Origin of the sequence: Gracilimonas sp. (assembly GCF_014762685.1) — a bacterium.
In the GTDB taxonomy this organism is placed as follows: domain Bacteria; phylum Bacteroidota; class Rhodothermia; order Balneolales; family Balneolaceae; genus Gracilimonas.
Map to the genome: position 1 here is coordinate 1 of NZ_JABURM010000004.1, position 14,935 is coordinate 14,935.

Annotated in this window: 29 protein-coding genes; all 29 read left to right on the plus strand. The window is 40.8% G+C overall.

Annotated elements, in window-relative coordinates; genetic code table 11:
• Window positions 1–64 precede the first annotated feature (64 nt).
• Genes rpsJ through rplQ form a run of 29 tightly spaced genes read left to right on the plus strand, consistent with a single transcriptional unit; the run spans window position 65 to window position 14,689 of the window.
• Window positions 65–376, plus strand: a complete 312-nt coding sequence (gene rpsJ, locus HUJ22_RS00105; RefSeq protein WP_018128596.1) for a 30S ribosomal protein S10 — start codon at window positions 65–67, stop codon at window positions 374–376.
• A 15-nt stretch (window positions 377–391) separates the two neighbouring features.
• The gene (rplC, locus tag HUJ22_RS00110; RefSeq protein ID WP_290871891.1) at window positions 392–1,033 is read left to right on the plus strand and encodes a 50S ribosomal protein L3; all 642 of its coding nucleotides are present in this window, start codon (window positions 392–394) and stop codon (window positions 1,031–1,033) included.
• 2 nt (window positions 1,034–1,035) lie between these two features.
• Window positions 1,036–1,686, plus strand: coding sequence for a 50S ribosomal protein L4 (rplD, locus tag HUJ22_RS00115; RefSeq protein WP_290871894.1), 651 nt, complete (start codon window positions 1,036–1,038; stop codon window positions 1,684–1,686).
• Window positions 1,683–1,970 carry a 50S ribosomal protein L23 gene (gene rplW / locus HUJ22_RS00120; protein ID WP_290871897.1) on the plus strand — a complete coding sequence of 96 codons (288 nt, stop codon included), beginning with the start codon at window positions 1,683–1,685 and terminating at the stop codon, window positions 1,968–1,970. The genes rplD and rplW overlap by 4 nt, the downstream gene beginning before the upstream one ends.
• Before the next feature lie 13 nt (window positions 1,971–1,983).
• Window positions 1,984–2,817 carry a 50S ribosomal protein L2 gene (gene rplB, locus HUJ22_RS00125; protein ID WP_290871901.1) on the plus strand — a complete coding sequence of 278 codons (834 nt, stop codon included), beginning with the start codon at window positions 1,984–1,986 and terminating at the stop codon, window positions 2,815–2,817.
• 11 nt (window positions 2,818–2,828) lie between these two features.
• Entirely contained in the window at window positions 2,829–3,101 is a 273-nt protein-coding gene (gene rpsS, locus HUJ22_RS00130) for a 30S ribosomal protein S19 (protein ID WP_290871905.1), read from the plus strand.
• Between the two features lie 17 nt (window positions 3,102–3,118).
• The gene (rplV, locus tag HUJ22_RS00135) at window positions 3,119–3,496 is read left to right on the plus strand and encodes a 50S ribosomal protein L22 (RefSeq protein WP_290871908.1); all 378 of its coding nucleotides are present in this window, start codon (window positions 3,119–3,121) and stop codon (window positions 3,494–3,496) included.
• Between the two features lie 12 nt (window positions 3,497–3,508).
• Entirely contained in the window at window positions 3,509–4,258 is a 750-nt protein-coding gene (gene rpsC / locus HUJ22_RS00140; protein ID WP_290871911.1) for a 30S ribosomal protein S3, read from the plus strand.
• Window positions 4,259–4,280: 22 nt separating this feature from the next.
• Window positions 4,281–4,703: a 50S ribosomal protein L16 gene (gene rplP, locus HUJ22_RS00145; protein ID WP_290871914.1), complete on the plus strand. Its 423-nt coding sequence runs from the start codon at window positions 4,281–4,283 to the stop codon at window positions 4,701–4,703.
• A gap of 1 nt (window position 4,704) precedes the next feature.
• Complete coding sequence (gene rpmC / locus HUJ22_RS00150; protein ID WP_290871916.1) at window positions 4,705–4,902, plus strand: 50S ribosomal protein L29; 198 nt, start codon at window positions 4,705–4,707, stop codon at window positions 4,900–4,902.
• 18 nt (window positions 4,903–4,920) lie between these two features.
• Window positions 4,921–5,184, plus strand: a complete 264-nt coding sequence (rpsQ, locus tag HUJ22_RS00155) for a 30S ribosomal protein S17 (RefSeq protein ID WP_290871918.1) — start codon at window positions 4,921–4,923, stop codon at window positions 5,182–5,184.
• 24 nt (window positions 5,185–5,208) lie between these two features.
• Window positions 5,209–5,577 carry a 50S ribosomal protein L14 gene (gene rplN, locus HUJ22_RS00160; protein WP_290871920.1) on the plus strand — a complete coding sequence of 123 codons (369 nt, stop codon included), beginning with the start codon at window positions 5,209–5,211 and terminating at the stop codon, window positions 5,575–5,577.
• A gap of 15 nt (window positions 5,578–5,592) precedes the next feature.
• Window positions 5,593–5,946, plus strand: a complete 354-nt coding sequence (rplX, locus tag HUJ22_RS00165) for a 50S ribosomal protein L24 (RefSeq protein ID WP_290871922.1) — start codon at window positions 5,593–5,595, stop codon at window positions 5,944–5,946.
• A gap of 15 nt (window positions 5,947–5,961) precedes the next feature.
• Window positions 5,962–6,513: a 50S ribosomal protein L5 gene (rplE, locus tag HUJ22_RS00170; protein ID WP_290871924.1), complete on the plus strand. Its 552-nt coding sequence runs from the start codon at window positions 5,962–5,964 to the stop codon at window positions 6,511–6,513.
• Window positions 6,514–6,525: 12 nt separating this feature from the next.
• Window positions 6,526–6,795 (plus strand): 30S ribosomal protein S14, encoded by a 270-nt coding sequence (gene rpsN / locus HUJ22_RS00175; RefSeq protein ID WP_142456346.1) that lies wholly within the window; start codon window positions 6,526–6,528, stop codon window positions 6,793–6,795.
• Between the two features lie 17 nt (window positions 6,796–6,812).
• A complete protein-coding gene (gene rpsH, locus HUJ22_RS00180) occupies window positions 6,813–7,205 on the plus strand; it encodes a 30S ribosomal protein S8 (protein ID WP_290871930.1) in 393 nt (130 codons plus the stop codon).
• A 17-nt stretch (window positions 7,206–7,222) separates the two neighbouring features.
• The gene (gene rplF / locus HUJ22_RS00185; protein ID WP_290871933.1) at window positions 7,223–7,777 is read left to right on the plus strand and encodes a 50S ribosomal protein L6; all 555 of its coding nucleotides are present in this window, start codon (window positions 7,223–7,225) and stop codon (window positions 7,775–7,777) included.
• Window positions 7,778–7,789: 12 nt separating this feature from the next.
• On the plus strand, window positions 7,790–8,128 hold the full coding sequence (gene rplR, locus HUJ22_RS00190) for a 50S ribosomal protein L18 (protein ID WP_290871935.1): 339 nt from the start codon (window positions 7,790–7,792) through the stop codon (window positions 8,126–8,128).
• A gap of 17 nt (window positions 8,129–8,145) precedes the next feature.
• Window positions 8,146–8,670, plus strand: coding sequence for a 30S ribosomal protein S5 (rpsE, locus tag HUJ22_RS00195; RefSeq protein WP_290871937.1), 525 nt, complete (start codon window positions 8,146–8,148; stop codon window positions 8,668–8,670).
• A 19-nt stretch (window positions 8,671–8,689) separates the two neighbouring features.
• Window positions 8,690–9,145, plus strand: coding sequence for a 50S ribosomal protein L15 (gene rplO, locus HUJ22_RS00200; RefSeq protein ID WP_290871969.1), 456 nt, complete (start codon window positions 8,690–8,692; stop codon window positions 9,143–9,145).
• A gap of 15 nt (window positions 9,146–9,160) precedes the next feature.
• On the plus strand, window positions 9,161–10,474 hold the full coding sequence (gene secY, locus HUJ22_RS00205; RefSeq protein ID WP_290871940.1) for a preprotein translocase subunit SecY: 1,314 nt from the start codon (window positions 9,161–9,163) through the stop codon (window positions 10,472–10,474).
• A 1-nt stretch (window position 10,475) separates the two neighbouring features.
• Window positions 10,476–11,285, plus strand: coding sequence for a type I methionyl aminopeptidase (gene map / locus HUJ22_RS00210; protein WP_290871943.1), 810 nt, complete (start codon window positions 10,476–10,478; stop codon window positions 11,283–11,285).
• A complete protein-coding gene (gene infA / locus HUJ22_RS00215) occupies window positions 11,278–11,496 on the plus strand; it encodes a translation initiation factor IF-1 (protein ID WP_020404818.1) in 219 nt (72 codons plus the stop codon). The genes map and infA overlap by 8 nt, the downstream gene beginning before the upstream one ends.
• 10 nt (window positions 11,497–11,506) lie before the next feature.
• On the plus strand, window positions 11,507–11,623 hold the full coding sequence (rpmJ, locus tag HUJ22_RS00220; protein WP_071594720.1) for a 50S ribosomal protein L36: 117 nt from the start codon (window positions 11,507–11,509) through the stop codon (window positions 11,621–11,623).
• 20 nt (window positions 11,624–11,643) lie between these two features.
• The gene (gene rpsM / locus HUJ22_RS00225; protein ID WP_290871958.1) at window positions 11,644–12,024 is read left to right on the plus strand and encodes a 30S ribosomal protein S13; all 381 of its coding nucleotides are present in this window, start codon (window positions 11,644–11,646) and stop codon (window positions 12,022–12,024) included.
• 18 nt (window positions 12,025–12,042) lie between these two features.
• Window positions 12,043–12,450 (plus strand): 30S ribosomal protein S11, encoded by a 408-nt coding sequence (rpsK, locus tag HUJ22_RS00230; protein WP_290871960.1) that lies wholly within the window; start codon window positions 12,043–12,045, stop codon window positions 12,448–12,450.
• 18 nt (window positions 12,451–12,468) lie between these two features.
• Window positions 12,469–13,074 (plus strand): 30S ribosomal protein S4, encoded by a 606-nt coding sequence (rpsD, locus tag HUJ22_RS00235; protein ID WP_290871963.1) that lies wholly within the window; start codon window positions 12,469–12,471, stop codon window positions 13,072–13,074.
• A gap of 23 nt (window positions 13,075–13,097) precedes the next feature.
• Entirely contained in the window at window positions 13,098–14,069 is a 972-nt protein-coding gene (locus HUJ22_RS00240; RefSeq protein WP_290871966.1) for a DNA-directed RNA polymerase subunit alpha, read from the plus strand.
• Window positions 14,070–14,086: 17 nt separating this feature from the next.
• Window positions 14,087–14,689 carry a 50S ribosomal protein L17 gene (rplQ, locus tag HUJ22_RS14945; RefSeq protein ID WP_366870607.1) on the plus strand — a complete coding sequence of 201 codons (603 nt, stop codon included), beginning with the start codon at window positions 14,087–14,089 and terminating at the stop codon, window positions 14,687–14,689.
• Window positions 14,690–14,935: the final 246 nt, after the last annotated feature.

Below are 14,935 nucleotides of genomic sequence, written 5' to 3' on the forward strand. Positions count from 1 at the left end.
CGCGAAGGTGGCCGTACCGTGGGCGCCGGAGTGGTAACTAAAATCTTAGACTAAGGATCTGATCGTGGCAACACAACAGAAAATCAGAATCAAATTGAAGTCATACGATCATAATTTGATCGATAAATCAGCTGAAAAGATTATTCAGACTGTGAAATCTACTGGTGCGGTAGTATCGGGACCAATCCCGCTGCCCACTCGTAAAAGCATCATTACGGTAAATAAATCCGTATTTGTTGATAAGAAATCACGTGAGCAATTTGAGTATCGTTCTCATAAGCGTCTCATTGATATTCTTTCAACAGGATCACAAACCGTTGATGCATTGATGAAGCTGGAATTACCTTCCGGCGTTGATGTAGAAATTAAAGTATAAAAGGACCCGAACACGATGAGTGGTTTGATAGGAAAAAAAGTTGGTATGACAAGCGTGTTTGATAACGCGGGACGGAATATTCCGGTAACCGTTATTGAAATTGAACCTTGTGCTATTACCCAGATCAAAACAGAAGAAACAGACGGTTACACTGCTGTTCAGCTTGCTGCTTTTGATCGTAAAGAAAAAAATGTAAGCAAAGCTGTTAAAGGCCATTTTGCAAAAGCAGGAGTATCTGCTAGGCATCATGTAGTTGAATTCAGGGATTTTATTCCTGAAGGCCTTGATATAGGTGACGAACTTAATATCAGTGATGTGTTCACCGTAGGTGACACTGTAGATGTAGTGGCAAATTCAAAAGGCCGGGGATTTACAGGTGTAGTCAAGCGCCACAATTTTGCTGGTGTAGGTGATGCAACTCACGGGCAGCACAATCGCTTGAGAGCTCCCGGTGCAATCGGTAATGCTTCGGATCCTTCTAAAGTATTTAAAGGAATGCGGATGGCCGGTCAGTCTGGAAATGAGCGGGTTAAGATTAAGAACTTAAGCGTCGCTAATATTTTGGAAGACTCAAATGTAATTTTGGTTACTGGATCAATTCCGGGACCAAAAGGCGGCTACGTAGAAATTCACAATAAAACGTCTGTTATCAACTAGTCATGAAATTAGATATTTATAAAATAGACGGATCAAAAAGTAGCAAGAAAGCTGAACTCAGCGATGCAATCTTTGCCATCGAACCGAATGATGTGGTTCTTTATGAAGATGTTCGTCGTCACTTGGCCAACAAGCGCCAGGGTACGGCAAAAACGAAAGAGCGAGCTGAAGTAAAAGGAAGCACGAAGAAAATGTATCGCCAAAAAGGAACGGGCAATGCTCGTCGTGGTGATATTAAGTCTCCCTTGCTTAGAAAAGGTGGAACTGTTTTTGGTCCCAAGCCACGTGATTATGGCTTTAAAATGAATAAGAAAACCCGGCAATTGGCCCGGAAGTCTGCACTTTCTTTGAAAGCAAGCGCCGAAGGAATCATAGTTGTGAAAGATTTTTCATTTGATGAGCCTAAAACTTCACAAGTAGCAGATATTCTAAAGGCATTTGAAGCTGACGGAAAAAAAGTAATGATTCTGACAAGCGAAACAGATATCAACGTTTACAAATCTGCACGGAATATTCCCAAAGTTCAGGTATTGGAAGGCTATAAGCCTAACACTTACCAAATTATGAACGCGGATATAATCTTGATTCAGGAAAGTGCCGTAGCAGTTTTGGAAAATAGTGTTGAAGGTAAAACTGAAGAGGCTGCAGCATGAGTATTATTGTAAAACCAGTTATTACTGAGAAATTAAGTAGACTTCAAGAAGAAGGTAAATATACTTTTGAAGTTGCTAAAAATGCGAGTAAACCCGAGATCAAGAAAGCCGTTGAGGCAACTTATCCGGGAGTAAAAGTGGCTAAAGTTAATACCGCGATCATGCCTTCTAAACCAAAAGGCAGATATACACGAAGCGGTTACCAGGCAGGCCGAACGAAGGTCTGGAAAAAAGCCATTGTAACTGTCAAAGAAGGCGAAATTGATTTCTTTGCTGAAATTTAAGGATTAGAGAAGAATGCCTACTAAGAAATTAAAACCAATGACACCGGGAACCAGACACAGAATAGCTCCTGTGTTTGACGAAATTACAACTGATAAGCCGTTAAAAGCCTTATTAGCAGGTAAGCATAATACCGGTGGACGTAACAGACACGGACGTATCACTTCTCGCCACAGAGGCGGAGGGCACAAACGCCGATATCGAATGATCGATTTCAAGCGTAATAAATTTGATGTGCCTGCTACAGTTCAAACTATTGAGTATGATCCTAATCGATCTGCCCGAATAGCTCTTGTAGCTTATGCCGACGGAGAGCGCAGATATATACTGGCTCCTAACAAGTTAAAAGTTGGAGATACTATCATTTCCGGAGAAAATGCAGCACCTGATTTAGGAAATGCACTCCCAATGATGAAAATGCCTCCAGGTACGTTCATTCACAATATTGAATTAAATCCAGGGCAAGGCGGAACGCTTTGCCGAAGTGCAGGTACCGGAGCACAATTACTGGGTAAGCAAGAAAAGTATGTAAGTGTAAAACTTCCATCTGGTGAAGTTAGAATGATCCTTGGAACTTGCTATGCAACAGTTGGGGAAACAAGTAATCCCGACCATATGAATACCACGATTGCAAAAGCCGGTAGAAGCAGGTGGAAAGGAAGAAGACCACAAACACGTGGTGTTGCTATGAACCCTGTTGATCACCCCATGGGTGGTGGAGAAGGAAAGGCATCCGGAGGTCACCCACGGTCACCTTGGGGACAATCCGCTAAAGGTAAGAAGACAAGAAATCGTAATAAGCTGTCTTCCAAGTACATCGTAAGAAGAAGAAAAACCAAGAAAAAATAATTAAGTAACGTATGCCACGCTCACTGAAAAAAGGGCCTTTTGTTTACTATAAGCTTCAACGTAAAATTGATGAAGCTCAGGAAAGTGGAAGCAAGAAAGTGATCAAAACCTGGTCACGAAGTTCAATGATCACTCCTGATTTTATGGGATTGACACTTGCAGTACACAACGGTAAGCAATTTATCCCTGTGTTTATAACTGAAAATATGGTAGGTCACAAACTAGGTGAATTTGCACCTACAAGAACATTCCGTGGCCACCCATTGAAAAAAGCAGCTAAATAATTAATCGGAAATAAGAGATGGATACTCCAGTTTTAGAAGCACGCGCAGTACAAAAGCATTTGAGGAAAGCTCCTCGAAAAGTTCGCCTTGTAGCGGATGCTGTGCGTGGTAAGTCAGTAGAAAAAGCGATTAAGCAACTTGAGTTTACAAAAAAAGCATCTGCAGAAGATGTAATTAAGGTAATCAAGTCGGCGGCTGCAAATTTAAGAGATAAATTTCAGGAAGAGCGCTTCGATAATGAAGATCTTTTTATCAAAGAAATTTATGTTGATGAAGGCGTAACGCTGAAAAGAATTCAGCCGGCACCGATGGGCCGAGCTCATCGAATTAACAAACGCTCATGCCATATTACAGTAAAAGTGGCTAAGCGCGATCAAGAAAGTGTAAACGAATAAACGAACAATACCTTGGGACAAAAAACAAATCCAACTGGTTTTAGATTAGGCATTATTCGCGGATGGGATTCCAACTGGTTTTCTGAAGAGAACCAACCGGCTCTCATTATTGAAGACGAAAAACTTCGTGAATATTTGCATACAAGACTTCGCAATGGCGGTCTTTCTAATGTTATAATAGAACGTACCCCTAAGCGAATTTTGCTTACGCTTCGAACAAGCCGACCCGGTGTTATTATCGGTAAAGGTGGAGAGCAGATTGAATTGCTTCGCGAAGAGCTTAAGAAAATCACCAGCAAAGAAGTACAAATTAATGTTAGTGAAATTAAACGCCCTGAGCTTGATGCAAGCTTAGTTGCTCAGAATATTGCACAGCAGTTACAAGCTCGTGTCTCATTTCGTAGAGCAATGAAAACAGCTATTTCATCAGCAATGCGTATGGGTGCTAAAGGTATTAAAGTTCGTTGTGCAGGACGACTTGGTGGAGCAGAAATGGCCCGAACCGAGCAGTATAAGGAAGGCCAAATTCCGTTGCACACTTTGCGAGCCGATATTGATTATGCAGCCTCTACTTCGAATACTATTTATGGTTCTATTGGAGTAACGGTATGGATCTTCAAAGGAGAAATTATTGGTGACGTTGATTTGACCCCTGGAACACAATCCGGAAGAGATTCTGACTCCGGTCGTGGAAACAGAAGAGGCGGGGATGACAAAGGACGAAGAAGTCGCCGACGCAGCAGAAACAGAAATAGATCTTAATAAAAACAGTTAATAAGAAACGATGTTAGAGCCAAAACGAGTTCAGAGACGCCGTGTCCATCGCGACAAACTGAAAGGTAACGCAACGCGCGGCCATGTTATTAACTTTGGTGATTTTGGACTGAAAGCTATGGAGCCTAAGTTTATCACTGCACGACAAATTGAAGCTTGCCGTATCGCCATTGCGCGTTCGCTGCAGCGAGACGGTCAAACATTCATCCGGATTTTTCCGGATCGGCCTATGACGAGCAAACCAGCTGAAACCCGTATGGGTAAAGGTAAGGGTGCTTTGGATCATTGGATAGCCGTTGTGAAACCCGGACGTATTTTGTTTGAAATTGCCGGAGTGAATGAAGAAAGAGCAAAAGAAGCTTTAAGACGTGCAGCTCATAAACTACCTATCAAGACCAAGTTTGTAGTTCGCAGAGACTACCAGGGAGGATAAGATGAAAGCACACGAATTAAGAGATTTAACACTTACTGAATTACAAGCTCGCTTGAATGATGAGCGTGATGCACTACAGAATCTTCGTTTTACAAAATCAGTTACCGGACAACTTGAAAACCCGGCCAGACTGAGAAACCACCGAAGAGAAGTTGCCCGATTGGTGACTATCATTAATGAAAAAAGTAGTGCTGAATAAGCAATAAGGATTTAAACTATGGCACAAACAGAAAGAGCCCGAAGACGAGAAAGAGTTGGACATGTGGTAAGTAACCGCATGGACAAAAGCATAACGGTTGCAGTAGATCGTCAGGTAAAACATTCTATTTACGGAAAGTATATTACCAAGACTACTAAGTACATGGCACACGATGAGAACAATGAAGCAAACATCGGTGACAAGGTACATATCATGTCTACCCGACCACTATCAAAGCGTAAATCATGGCGATTGGTAGAAATCGTCGAAAAAGCTAAGTAACGAATAGAGCATTAGGAATTAGCGATGGTTCAAACGAATACGACATTAAATGTAGCAGATAACAGCGGCGCCAGAAAGCTGATGTGTATCAAAGTTTTGGGAGATTCCAAAAGACGATATGCACGTGTAGGCGATCTGATTTCCGCATCTGTAAAAACTGCAATACCTGGCGGTAACGTCAAGAAAGGCGAAGTTGTAAAAGCCGTTATTGTACGAACAAAAAAAGAATACCGCAGGCGAGATGGCAGTTACATCCGCTTTGATGAAAATGCAGCGGTTATTATTAACAAAGATCAAGAACCGGTAGGTACACGTATTTTTGGCCCAGTGGCCAGAGAGCTTCGTGAAAAAAGCTTCATGAGAATCGTGTCGCTTGCACCGGAAGTACTTTAAAAAAGGAATTAGAGTATGCCACGCAGGTTCAATAAACAAAAGAAATTACACGTTAAGAAAGGCGATGACGTTTTAGTGATTGCCGGTAACGATAAAGGAAAAAGAGGCCGTGTATTGATGGTGTTCCCTAAAAAAGAGCGTGTGCTCGTTGAGGGAATTAATATGAAAACCCATCATGAAAAGCCAACCCAGGATAACCCACAAGGTGGGCGTCTTAAGAAGGAGGGTTCCGTACATATATCAAATGTAATGGTAATTGATCCTACTACAGACGAACCTACTCGTGTTGGACGTAAGCGAATTGATGAAGACGGCAAAGGCCGTTGGGTTCGCTACGCCAAAACAAGTGGCGAAATGTTGGACAAATAACGCAGATAAATAGCAATGGCTGAAGCAAGATTATATACACAGTACAAAGATGAAATTCGCGAAAAATTACGCGAAGAGTTTGAGTATGAAAACCCAATGGCCATACCCAAACTTCAGAAAATTGTAATTAATGTAGGTGTAGGCGACGCTATAACCGATAAAAAAGTTTTAGATACGGTTGTAGATAACGTAGCTGCAATAACCGGACAACAACCGGTTACTACTAAGGCTAAAAAGTCTATTTCGAACTTTAAGCTGAGAGAAGGAATGCCAATTGGCTGTAAAGTAACCCTTCGTCAGCGTATTATGTTTGAGTTTCTGGATCGTCTTGTAAACTTGGCTCTGCCAAGAACACGTGACTTCCAGGGAGTTCCGGACAAAAGCTTTGATGGTCGTGGAAATTATACCATGGGTATTAAAGAACACACAATTTTCCCGGAGATAGATACAGACAAAGTTTCAAAAGTACACGGTATGGATATTACTTTTGTAACTTCTGCTGAAACAGATGAAGAAGCTTATGCCCTGCTTAAGCACTTTGGAATGCCATTTCAAACGAGAAACTAAGGATATTCTATTATGGCTAAGAAAGCTTGGATAGCACGTAACAAAAAAAGAAAAGAAACTGTAGAAAAGTACGCCGAAAAGCGTCGCAAGCTTAAAGAAGCGGGCGACTATGAAGGCCTGCAAAAATTGCCTCGCGATGCAAGCCCAACAAGGGTTCGCAACCGATGCAACATCACCGGCAGAAGCCGTGGTTATGTTGGTAAATATGGAATCTCACGAATTAAATTTCGTGAACTTGCCCTGGCAGGTAAGATTCCTGGTGTACGAAAAGCAAGCTGGTAAATTTAACTAAGGAATCGATGACAGATCCTATTGCAGATTATTTAACACGAATTAGAAATGCCCAACAAGCCGGGCATAGAAGAGTAGATATCCCCGCTTCTAAACTGAAGCGAGCCATGACTAAAATTTTGGCTGACAAAGGGTATATCTCGAAATACATTGATATTGAAGACGGAAAGCAAGGAGTTATTCGATTGTTTCTGAAATATGATTCATACGGCCATCCTGTAATCCGCAGCATGAAAAGACTTTCAAAGCCCGGTTTACGAGTTTATAAAGGCGGAGACGAAGTTCCCCGCTCTCAAAACGGCTTGGGTATTGTGATTCTTTCAACATCAAAAGGTGTAATGACCGATAAAGAAGCTCGCAAGCTTAATGTAGGCGGCGAGATATTGTGCACCATTTATTAATAAACAGTTTTTGAACTATGTCTCGAATTGGAAATCTACCGGTACCTATTTCTGATAAAGTTGAGTTCAGCATCAATGCTGATAATATCGCAACTTTTAAAGGAGAAAAAGGAACCAACACACTCCGAATTCATCCCAATATTTCTATTGAAAAGAATGAGAATGAACTCGTTATCAAAAGAAGTAACGATGAAAAATCAAACCGTGCATTACATGGATTGTTTCGTGCTTTAATTAATAACGCAGTTGTTGGAGTTTCGGAAGGCTATACCAAAAAATTAGAAATTATAGGCGTTGGTTTTCGTGCATCTGTGAGTGGTGATGTATTAGAACTCAACCTGGGTTATTCGCACCCTATTTTCTTTGTACCGCCGGAAGGTGTCACTATAGAGGTGGATACCAAATCAGGTAAAAACCCTATACTTATTATCTCCGGTGTTGATAAAGAAATGGTCGGCCAGGTTGCTGCAAAAATCAGATCATTTAGAAAACCCGAGCCTTATAAAGGTAAAGGTATCAGATATCTGGGTGAGCAGATTCGTCGTAAGGCCGGTAAGTCAGCTGCTAAATAGAGGATTTAAAAAATGAATAAGTTACAACAGAAAAAAACTGAGCGCAGAAATAAGATACGACGTCGTATCCGTTCTACTATTAAAGGAACGGCAGAACGTCCTCGCTTAAGCATTTACAAAAGCAGTAAATATACTTACCTGCAATTGATTGATGATTTAACAGGTGCAACACTTGCTGCTACAAAAGCCAAGAGCGGTGTAGAAAATGCTAAAAAAGCGGGTGCTGAACTTGCTGAAGTAGCTCAGGACAAAGGAATTAATAAAGTGGTATTTGACCGTAGTGGTTATAAATATCATGGCATCGTGAAGGCCGCCGCTGATGGCGCGCGCGATGGTGGATTAGACTTTTAATAGAATTGGGATAAACAATGCCTAAAATAAGAAGAAAACAATCTATACCTGCTGCAAACTTGAATCTCGAAGAGAAACTGGTTCACGTTAACCGTGTTTCTAAAGTAGTGAAAGGTGGACGCCGGTTTAGCTTTAACGCTATTGTAGTAGTTGGTGATGGGAACGGTGTTTGCGGACATGGACTCGGTAAAGCAAATGAAGTATCAGATGCCATTCAAAAAGGCTTTGATAATGCCAAGAAGAACTTGATTCGTGTACCTTTAACCAAAACCAAAAGTATCTACCATCCGATAGTAGGTAAAGCCGGAGCGGGTAAAGTATTGCTTCGTCCGGCAGCTGAAGGTACTGGTGTAATTGCAGGTGGTGCTGTTAAAGCATTGCTTGATGTTGCCGGAGTACATAATATTCTGTCAAAATCACAGGGTTCTTCGAATCCTCATAACATGGTAAAAGCAGCTTTTACTGCATTGAAAGAATTGACTGATCCTGTTGAAGTAGCACAACGTAGAGGAGTGTCTCTCAACAAAGTATTTGAAGGATAATATCTAAAGGAATTTGATGATGGACTTAAGTAATTTAAAAGCACCGATCCCAAACAGAAAAAGCTCAAAACGAGTTGGTCGCGGACAAGGTTCCGGACGTGGAGAACAATCGGGTCGTGGGCATAACGGACAAAAATCCAGGTCAGGCTATAAACAACGTGCTTGGTTTGAAGGTGGTCAGATGCCACTTCAGCGCCGTCTTCCTAAATTCGGTTTTACAAACTTCAACCGAACTGAAAATCGTGGAATAAACGTGCATACAATTAGTGAATTTATTGAAGCTGGAAAGCTCAATACATCCATTAGTTTGGAAGATTTAGTAAATGCAGGGTTAGCTGATAAAAATGATCGAGTAAAGTTACTTGGTCGTGGAGATCTTGAGCAGAAAATAGAAATCGAAGTGCACGCCGCCAGTAAATCTGCCACAGAAAAGGTAGAGAAAGCAGGTGGATCATTAACTATAGTGCAAAACTAATAGTATAGACGGCGCATGAGTCTGATAGAAAACTTCCGAAATATTTTTAAAATTGAAGACCTTAAGAATCGTATTCTTTATACGGTTGGAATCTTAATGGTATACCGGGTTGGTAGTTACATTACCCTACCGGGTGTCGATGCTAACCAGCTTATTGGAAGCAGTGGAAATGCTGCAAGCAGTTTGCTTGGCCTTTTTGATTTATTTGTAGGGGGAGCATTCTCAAGAGCGGGTGTTTTTGCCCTCGGAATCATGCCCTATATTACAGCGGCTATTATTATTCAGTTGATGGGTGCGGTAGTCCCTTATTTTCAAAAATTACAGCGAGAAGGAGAAGAAGGCCGCCGTAAAATTACCCGTTTGACTCGATATGGTACTGTTGGTATTACTTTAGTACAGGGTATTGGTTTTGCGATTAATCTTATATCGACTGCCCCTCAGGCAATTGTAGTAAATGAATTCGCTTTTGTAATTACAGCGATGATTGTATTAACTGCAGGTACTGTTTTTGTGATGTGGTTGGGTGAACGAATAAGTGAAAGGGGAATTGGTAATGGTATTTCACTGATTATTATGATCGGTATTATCGCTGCATTACCGGCTAGCTTCTATAATGAAGTAAGCACTAAAGCGAATGCTATTTTGGTAATTATTGAAGTTGCAGCCCTGATATTGGTGATTGCAGCTGTTGTAATGTTGACACAGGGAACACGTAAAATTCCCGTTCAGTATGCGAAGCGGGTTGTTGGCCGAAAAGTTTATGGTGGAACCACTCAGTACTTGCCACTTAGGGTAAATGCGGCAGGTGTAATGCCCATTATTTTTGCCCAGTCTATTATGTTTATTCCAAGTACCATAGGTTCTTTTTTCCCAGAGAATGAAACCGTTCAGTTTTTAACACAATGGTCAGTAGATTTTACCGGATTGGTTTACTCTATAGTGTTTTTCATTGTCTGTGTGTTCTTTACATTTTTCTATACAGCGATAGCCATCAATCCAAAAGAAATGGCAGATACAATGAAACGACAAGGTGGGTTTATACCAGGTGTTCGTCCCGGTAAGCAAACAGTGGAGTTTATTGATAACATTTTGACTAAGATTACCTTGCCGGGATCATTATTTCTATCATTCGTAGCTATTCTTCCTGCAATTGCAGTGAGTTTATTTGGAATCACTCCTGGATTCGCCCTCTTTTATGGAGGAACAAGTTTGCTGATTATTGTAGGTGTAGCATTAGATACACTACAGCAAATTGAAAGCCATTTGATGATGCGTCATTATGATGGCTTTATGAAAACAGGTAGAATAAAAGGTCGACGACGAGCTTAGAATGATATACCTGAAGAGTGAATCGGAAATTGAGAAGATGCGCGAAAGTGCGCTGATTGTCTCAAGAACATTAGCAGAAGTTGGTAAGTATATTGAACCAGGTGTTCAGACCGGTAAACTTGATAGAATTGCAGAAGAATATATTACAAAAGAAAAAGGTCGGCCAGCTTTTAAAGGTTATGGCCCAAAAGGAAATGAGTTTCCGGCAACGCTGTGTATTTCTGTGAATGAAGAAGTAGTTCATGGGATTCCGGGTGAAAGGGTTTTGGAAGAAGGAGATATTGTTTCGGTAGATTGTGGAGTTGAAAAGAATGGATACTTCGGTGATCATGCTTATACATTCGCAGTTGGTGAATGTAATGATGAGACTTTGAAATTATTGAGGACTACGCTTGAATCTCTTTATAAGGGCATTGAGCAAGCCATCCATGGAAATAGAATTGGCGATTTGGCTAATGCTGTTCAAGTCCATTGTGAAAATGCTGGTTTTGGCGTAGTTAGAGAATTGGTTGGTCATGGCATTGGGAAGTCAATGCATGAAGATCCATCCGTACCAAATTTTGGAAGAAAAGGAAAAGGTGAGCGACTCCGATCAGGAATGACACTCGCCGTAGAGCCGATGATTACCATGGGTTCTTGGAAAACAAAAACGTTAAACGATGGCTGGACAGTTGTTACAGCTGACGGGAGCCTGGCAGCTCACTACGAACATGATATAGTAGTTCGTGAAGGGAAGGCTGAAATTCTCAGTACTTTTGATTATATTGCTGAGCTCTCGGATAAAAAAGAAAACATATTGTATTATGGCTAAACAAGAGCCGATAAAACAAGATGGAGAAATAATAGAAGCATTACCTAATGCACAGTTCCGTGTGGAGTTGGATAACGGGCATGAAATACTTGCTCACGTATCAGGTAAAATGCGTATGTATTACATTAAAATTCTCCCGGGAGACAGAGTGGCAGTAGAAATGTCACCCTATGATTTATCCAAAGGAAGAATAACATATAGATATAAATAAAGAGGTTGTCATGAAAACACGATCATCAGTAAAGAAAAGAAGTTCAGACGACAAAATTGTACGACGTAAAGGACGTCTTTACGTAATCAACAAAAAAAACCCACGCCATAAGCAGCGTCAGGGATAATAGAATAACAGATTACTTATATGGCACGTATTGCTGGAATAGATTTACCTAAACAGAAAAGAGGCGTAATCAGCCTTACTTATATTTATGGAATTGGTCGCTCAAAGGCTATTGAAATCCTTGATCGTGTTGGCATTGATCACAACACGAAAGTTCAGGATTGGACTGATGAAGAAGTAAGTGAGTTACGTAAAGTAATAGACGAAGAATATAAAGTTGAGGGTGCGCTGAGAAGTGAAGTGAATGGAGACATTCGTCGCTTGATAGAAATAGGCAGTTATCGGGGTGTTCGTCACCGTCGAGGGCTTCCTGTTCGAGGTCAAAACACTCAAACAAATGCGCGTACCCGCAAAGGGAAGAAGCGTACTGTTGCTGGTAAGAAAAAAGCTGTTAAGAAGTAATTGTAATTAAGATAACCCATGGCTAAAAAACAACCCAAAGCATCTGTAGCTGCAAAGCGCAAAAGGAAAAAGCAATTAAGCGATCCCAATGGTATGGCTTTTGTAAAAGCTACATTTAATAATGTGATCGTAACTATAACCGATGCAGACGGAAACGTAGTTTCGTGGTCATCTGCAGGGAAAGAAGGATTTAAAGGATCTAGAAAGAATACCCCTTATGCTGCTCAATTAAGCGCCGAAACTGCTGCAAAAACAGCACACGATATGGGTTTAAGGAAAGTAGCAGTATTTGTTAAAGGTCCTGGGTCAGGACGTGAAGCAGCTGTGCGTGGAATGGCGAGTTCAGGTTTAGAAGTTACTTCTATAAAAGATCGCACTCCCCTTCCGCATAATGGATGTCGACCACCGAAACGAAGAAGAGTTTAATTGTAAGTAGATTGTATAATGGCAAGATATAGAGGACCGAAACAAAAAAAAGCCAGACGATTCAAAGAACCAATCTTTGGACCTAGTAAAGCTTTAGAGCGAAAACCATATGGCCCCGGCGAGCATGGGCGTTCAAGATTTAACAGAAAATCTGAATACGCTATTCAGCTCGAGGAAAAGCAAAAGGCTAAATACACTTATGGATTGCTTGAAAAGCAATTCCGTAATTTATTCAAAGCTGCTTCAGCTAAAAGTGGTGTAGCGGGTGAAAACCTTCTTCAAGCTCTTGAAAGCCGTTTGGATAATACCGTATATCGAATGGGATTTGCAAGAACTCGACGTCAGGCACGCCAGCTTGTAACTCATAAGCATATTGTAGTGAATGGCGGGGTAGTGAACATCCCTTCCTATGAGTTGAGCCCGGGGGATGTAGTTTCTATTCGCCCTAAATCAAGAAATCTTGAAGTCATTGAAGATTCTTTAGACGGATCATCCAGAAATAAATATAAATGGGTTGAAACAGATCCGAAGTCAAGATCAGGTAAGGTGCTGTATGTTCCGACGATGGAAGAAATACCTGAAAACATAAATGTTCAGCTTATTGTTGAGCTTTATTCTAAGTAATTATAAAAGTTTAAGACCTTATTATGAGCAACTATAGCATTCAAATGCCCGAAACACTTAATGTTGTTGAAGACAAAGATAATTTTGGAACCTTTGTACTCCAGCCACTTGAAAGAGGTTTCGGTGTAACGATTGGTAACTCGTTTCGACGGGTTCTGCTCTCATCACTACCAGGAATTGCAATCACTGCTGTTAAGATCAATGGAGTTGACCACGAATATTCCAGCATTAAAGGAGTGAAAGAAGATGTATACGAAATCATCCTGAACTTCAAGCAAGTCCGGTTTAAGCAAGTAGAACAGAGTTCCGGTGTTATTCATATTTCCAAGAGTGGTAAAGGTGAATTGACAGCGAAAGATATTGATGATGCAACTGCAGAATATGATGTGCTAAATCCGGATTTGGTAATAGCCAATCTTGCAGATGATGCAGAACTGGAAATTGAACTTAAAGTTGGCCGTGGCCGTGGCTATGTGCCGGCGGAAGAAATGACCATCGAAGATGAGGATGTAAATCTTATTCCTATCGATGCAATTTTTACCCCAATTAAGTCTGTAAAATATAACGTTGAAAATGTTCGTGTTGGTCAGCGTACCGATTACGAAAAACTAGTAATGGATATCGCAACTGATGGATCAGTAAATGCTAAAGAAGCACTTACCATAGCCGGTAAAATTCTTAAAGAGCATATTGAAAAATTCATTACAGAAGAAATAGAAGAGCCATTCACTCAGGAAGAAGAAGAGGTTGATGCCGAGAAGCAGCGCGTTGCGAATCTTCTTAGAACAAGTATCGAAGACCTTAATCTAAGTGTGCGGGCATACAACTGTTTGAAGTCTGCAAATATCAATTCTATTGGAGAGTTGGTGTCACGTGATGAGCAAGATCTTCTAAAATTCAGAAACTTCGGTAAAAAATCTCTTAGCGAATTAGTCGAGGTTATTGAAGAGAAGAATCTTGAGTTTGGAATGGACGTATCAAAATATTTGGACTAAGATAAAGGAATTAAATTATGCGTCACGGAGTAAAAGGTAGAAAATTAAGCAGAACTGCTGCTCATCGTAAAACCACCATGCAATCTCTTGCTATGGCGTTGATCCGAGAGCACAGAATAGTAACAACTCTTGCTAAGGCTAAAGAATTACGAGGCTTTATTGAGCCATTAATTACCAGGGCCAAAGAAGATTCGCACCACAACAGGCGACAAGTATTTTCTTCTCTGCAAAATAAAGATGCTGTTACTACTTTATTCACGGAAGTTGGCCCAAAAAGTAAAGATCGGCCCGGTGGTTATACTCGTGTAATCAAAGCAGGTCACCGAAAAGGAGATGGTGCTGAGCTTGCAGTGATAGAATTGGTAGATTACAATGATATCAAGCCGGAAGGTAGTGCGTCAGCTGAAAAGGGCAAAAAGAAAACTCGACGGGCAGGTAAAACTAATACACCTACCACCTCGAAAGAAGAGAAAAAAGAATCTAAAAAGGCCGAAGCTCCTGTTGAGAAAACAGATGAGGAAGAAGCAGTTGCTGATGCTAAAGATGAGGAAACTGCTGCTACTTCTGCTAACGAAGATTCAGCCGAAGAAGAGGAAAGTTCAGAAGACGAAAAGAAGTAATTTAGAGTTAAATTTAAGCGCCTTTATATTCTGTAAAGGTGCTTTTTTTTTGAGGCTGTGATAAGAAAAAGTTTGCCTCATGCTGATGTCAAAAAAAAGGAAAGTTTTTAAAAATAAAGTTGACATCCGAATTTAATATCCCGTATCTTTGGTTTCTGTTTCGCAACCGATTTTACAAATGCGAAATAATTGTTCTTAGACATATTGAAGTATAGATCAGATTGTTTGTGCGAGCGAGAGCTTGTT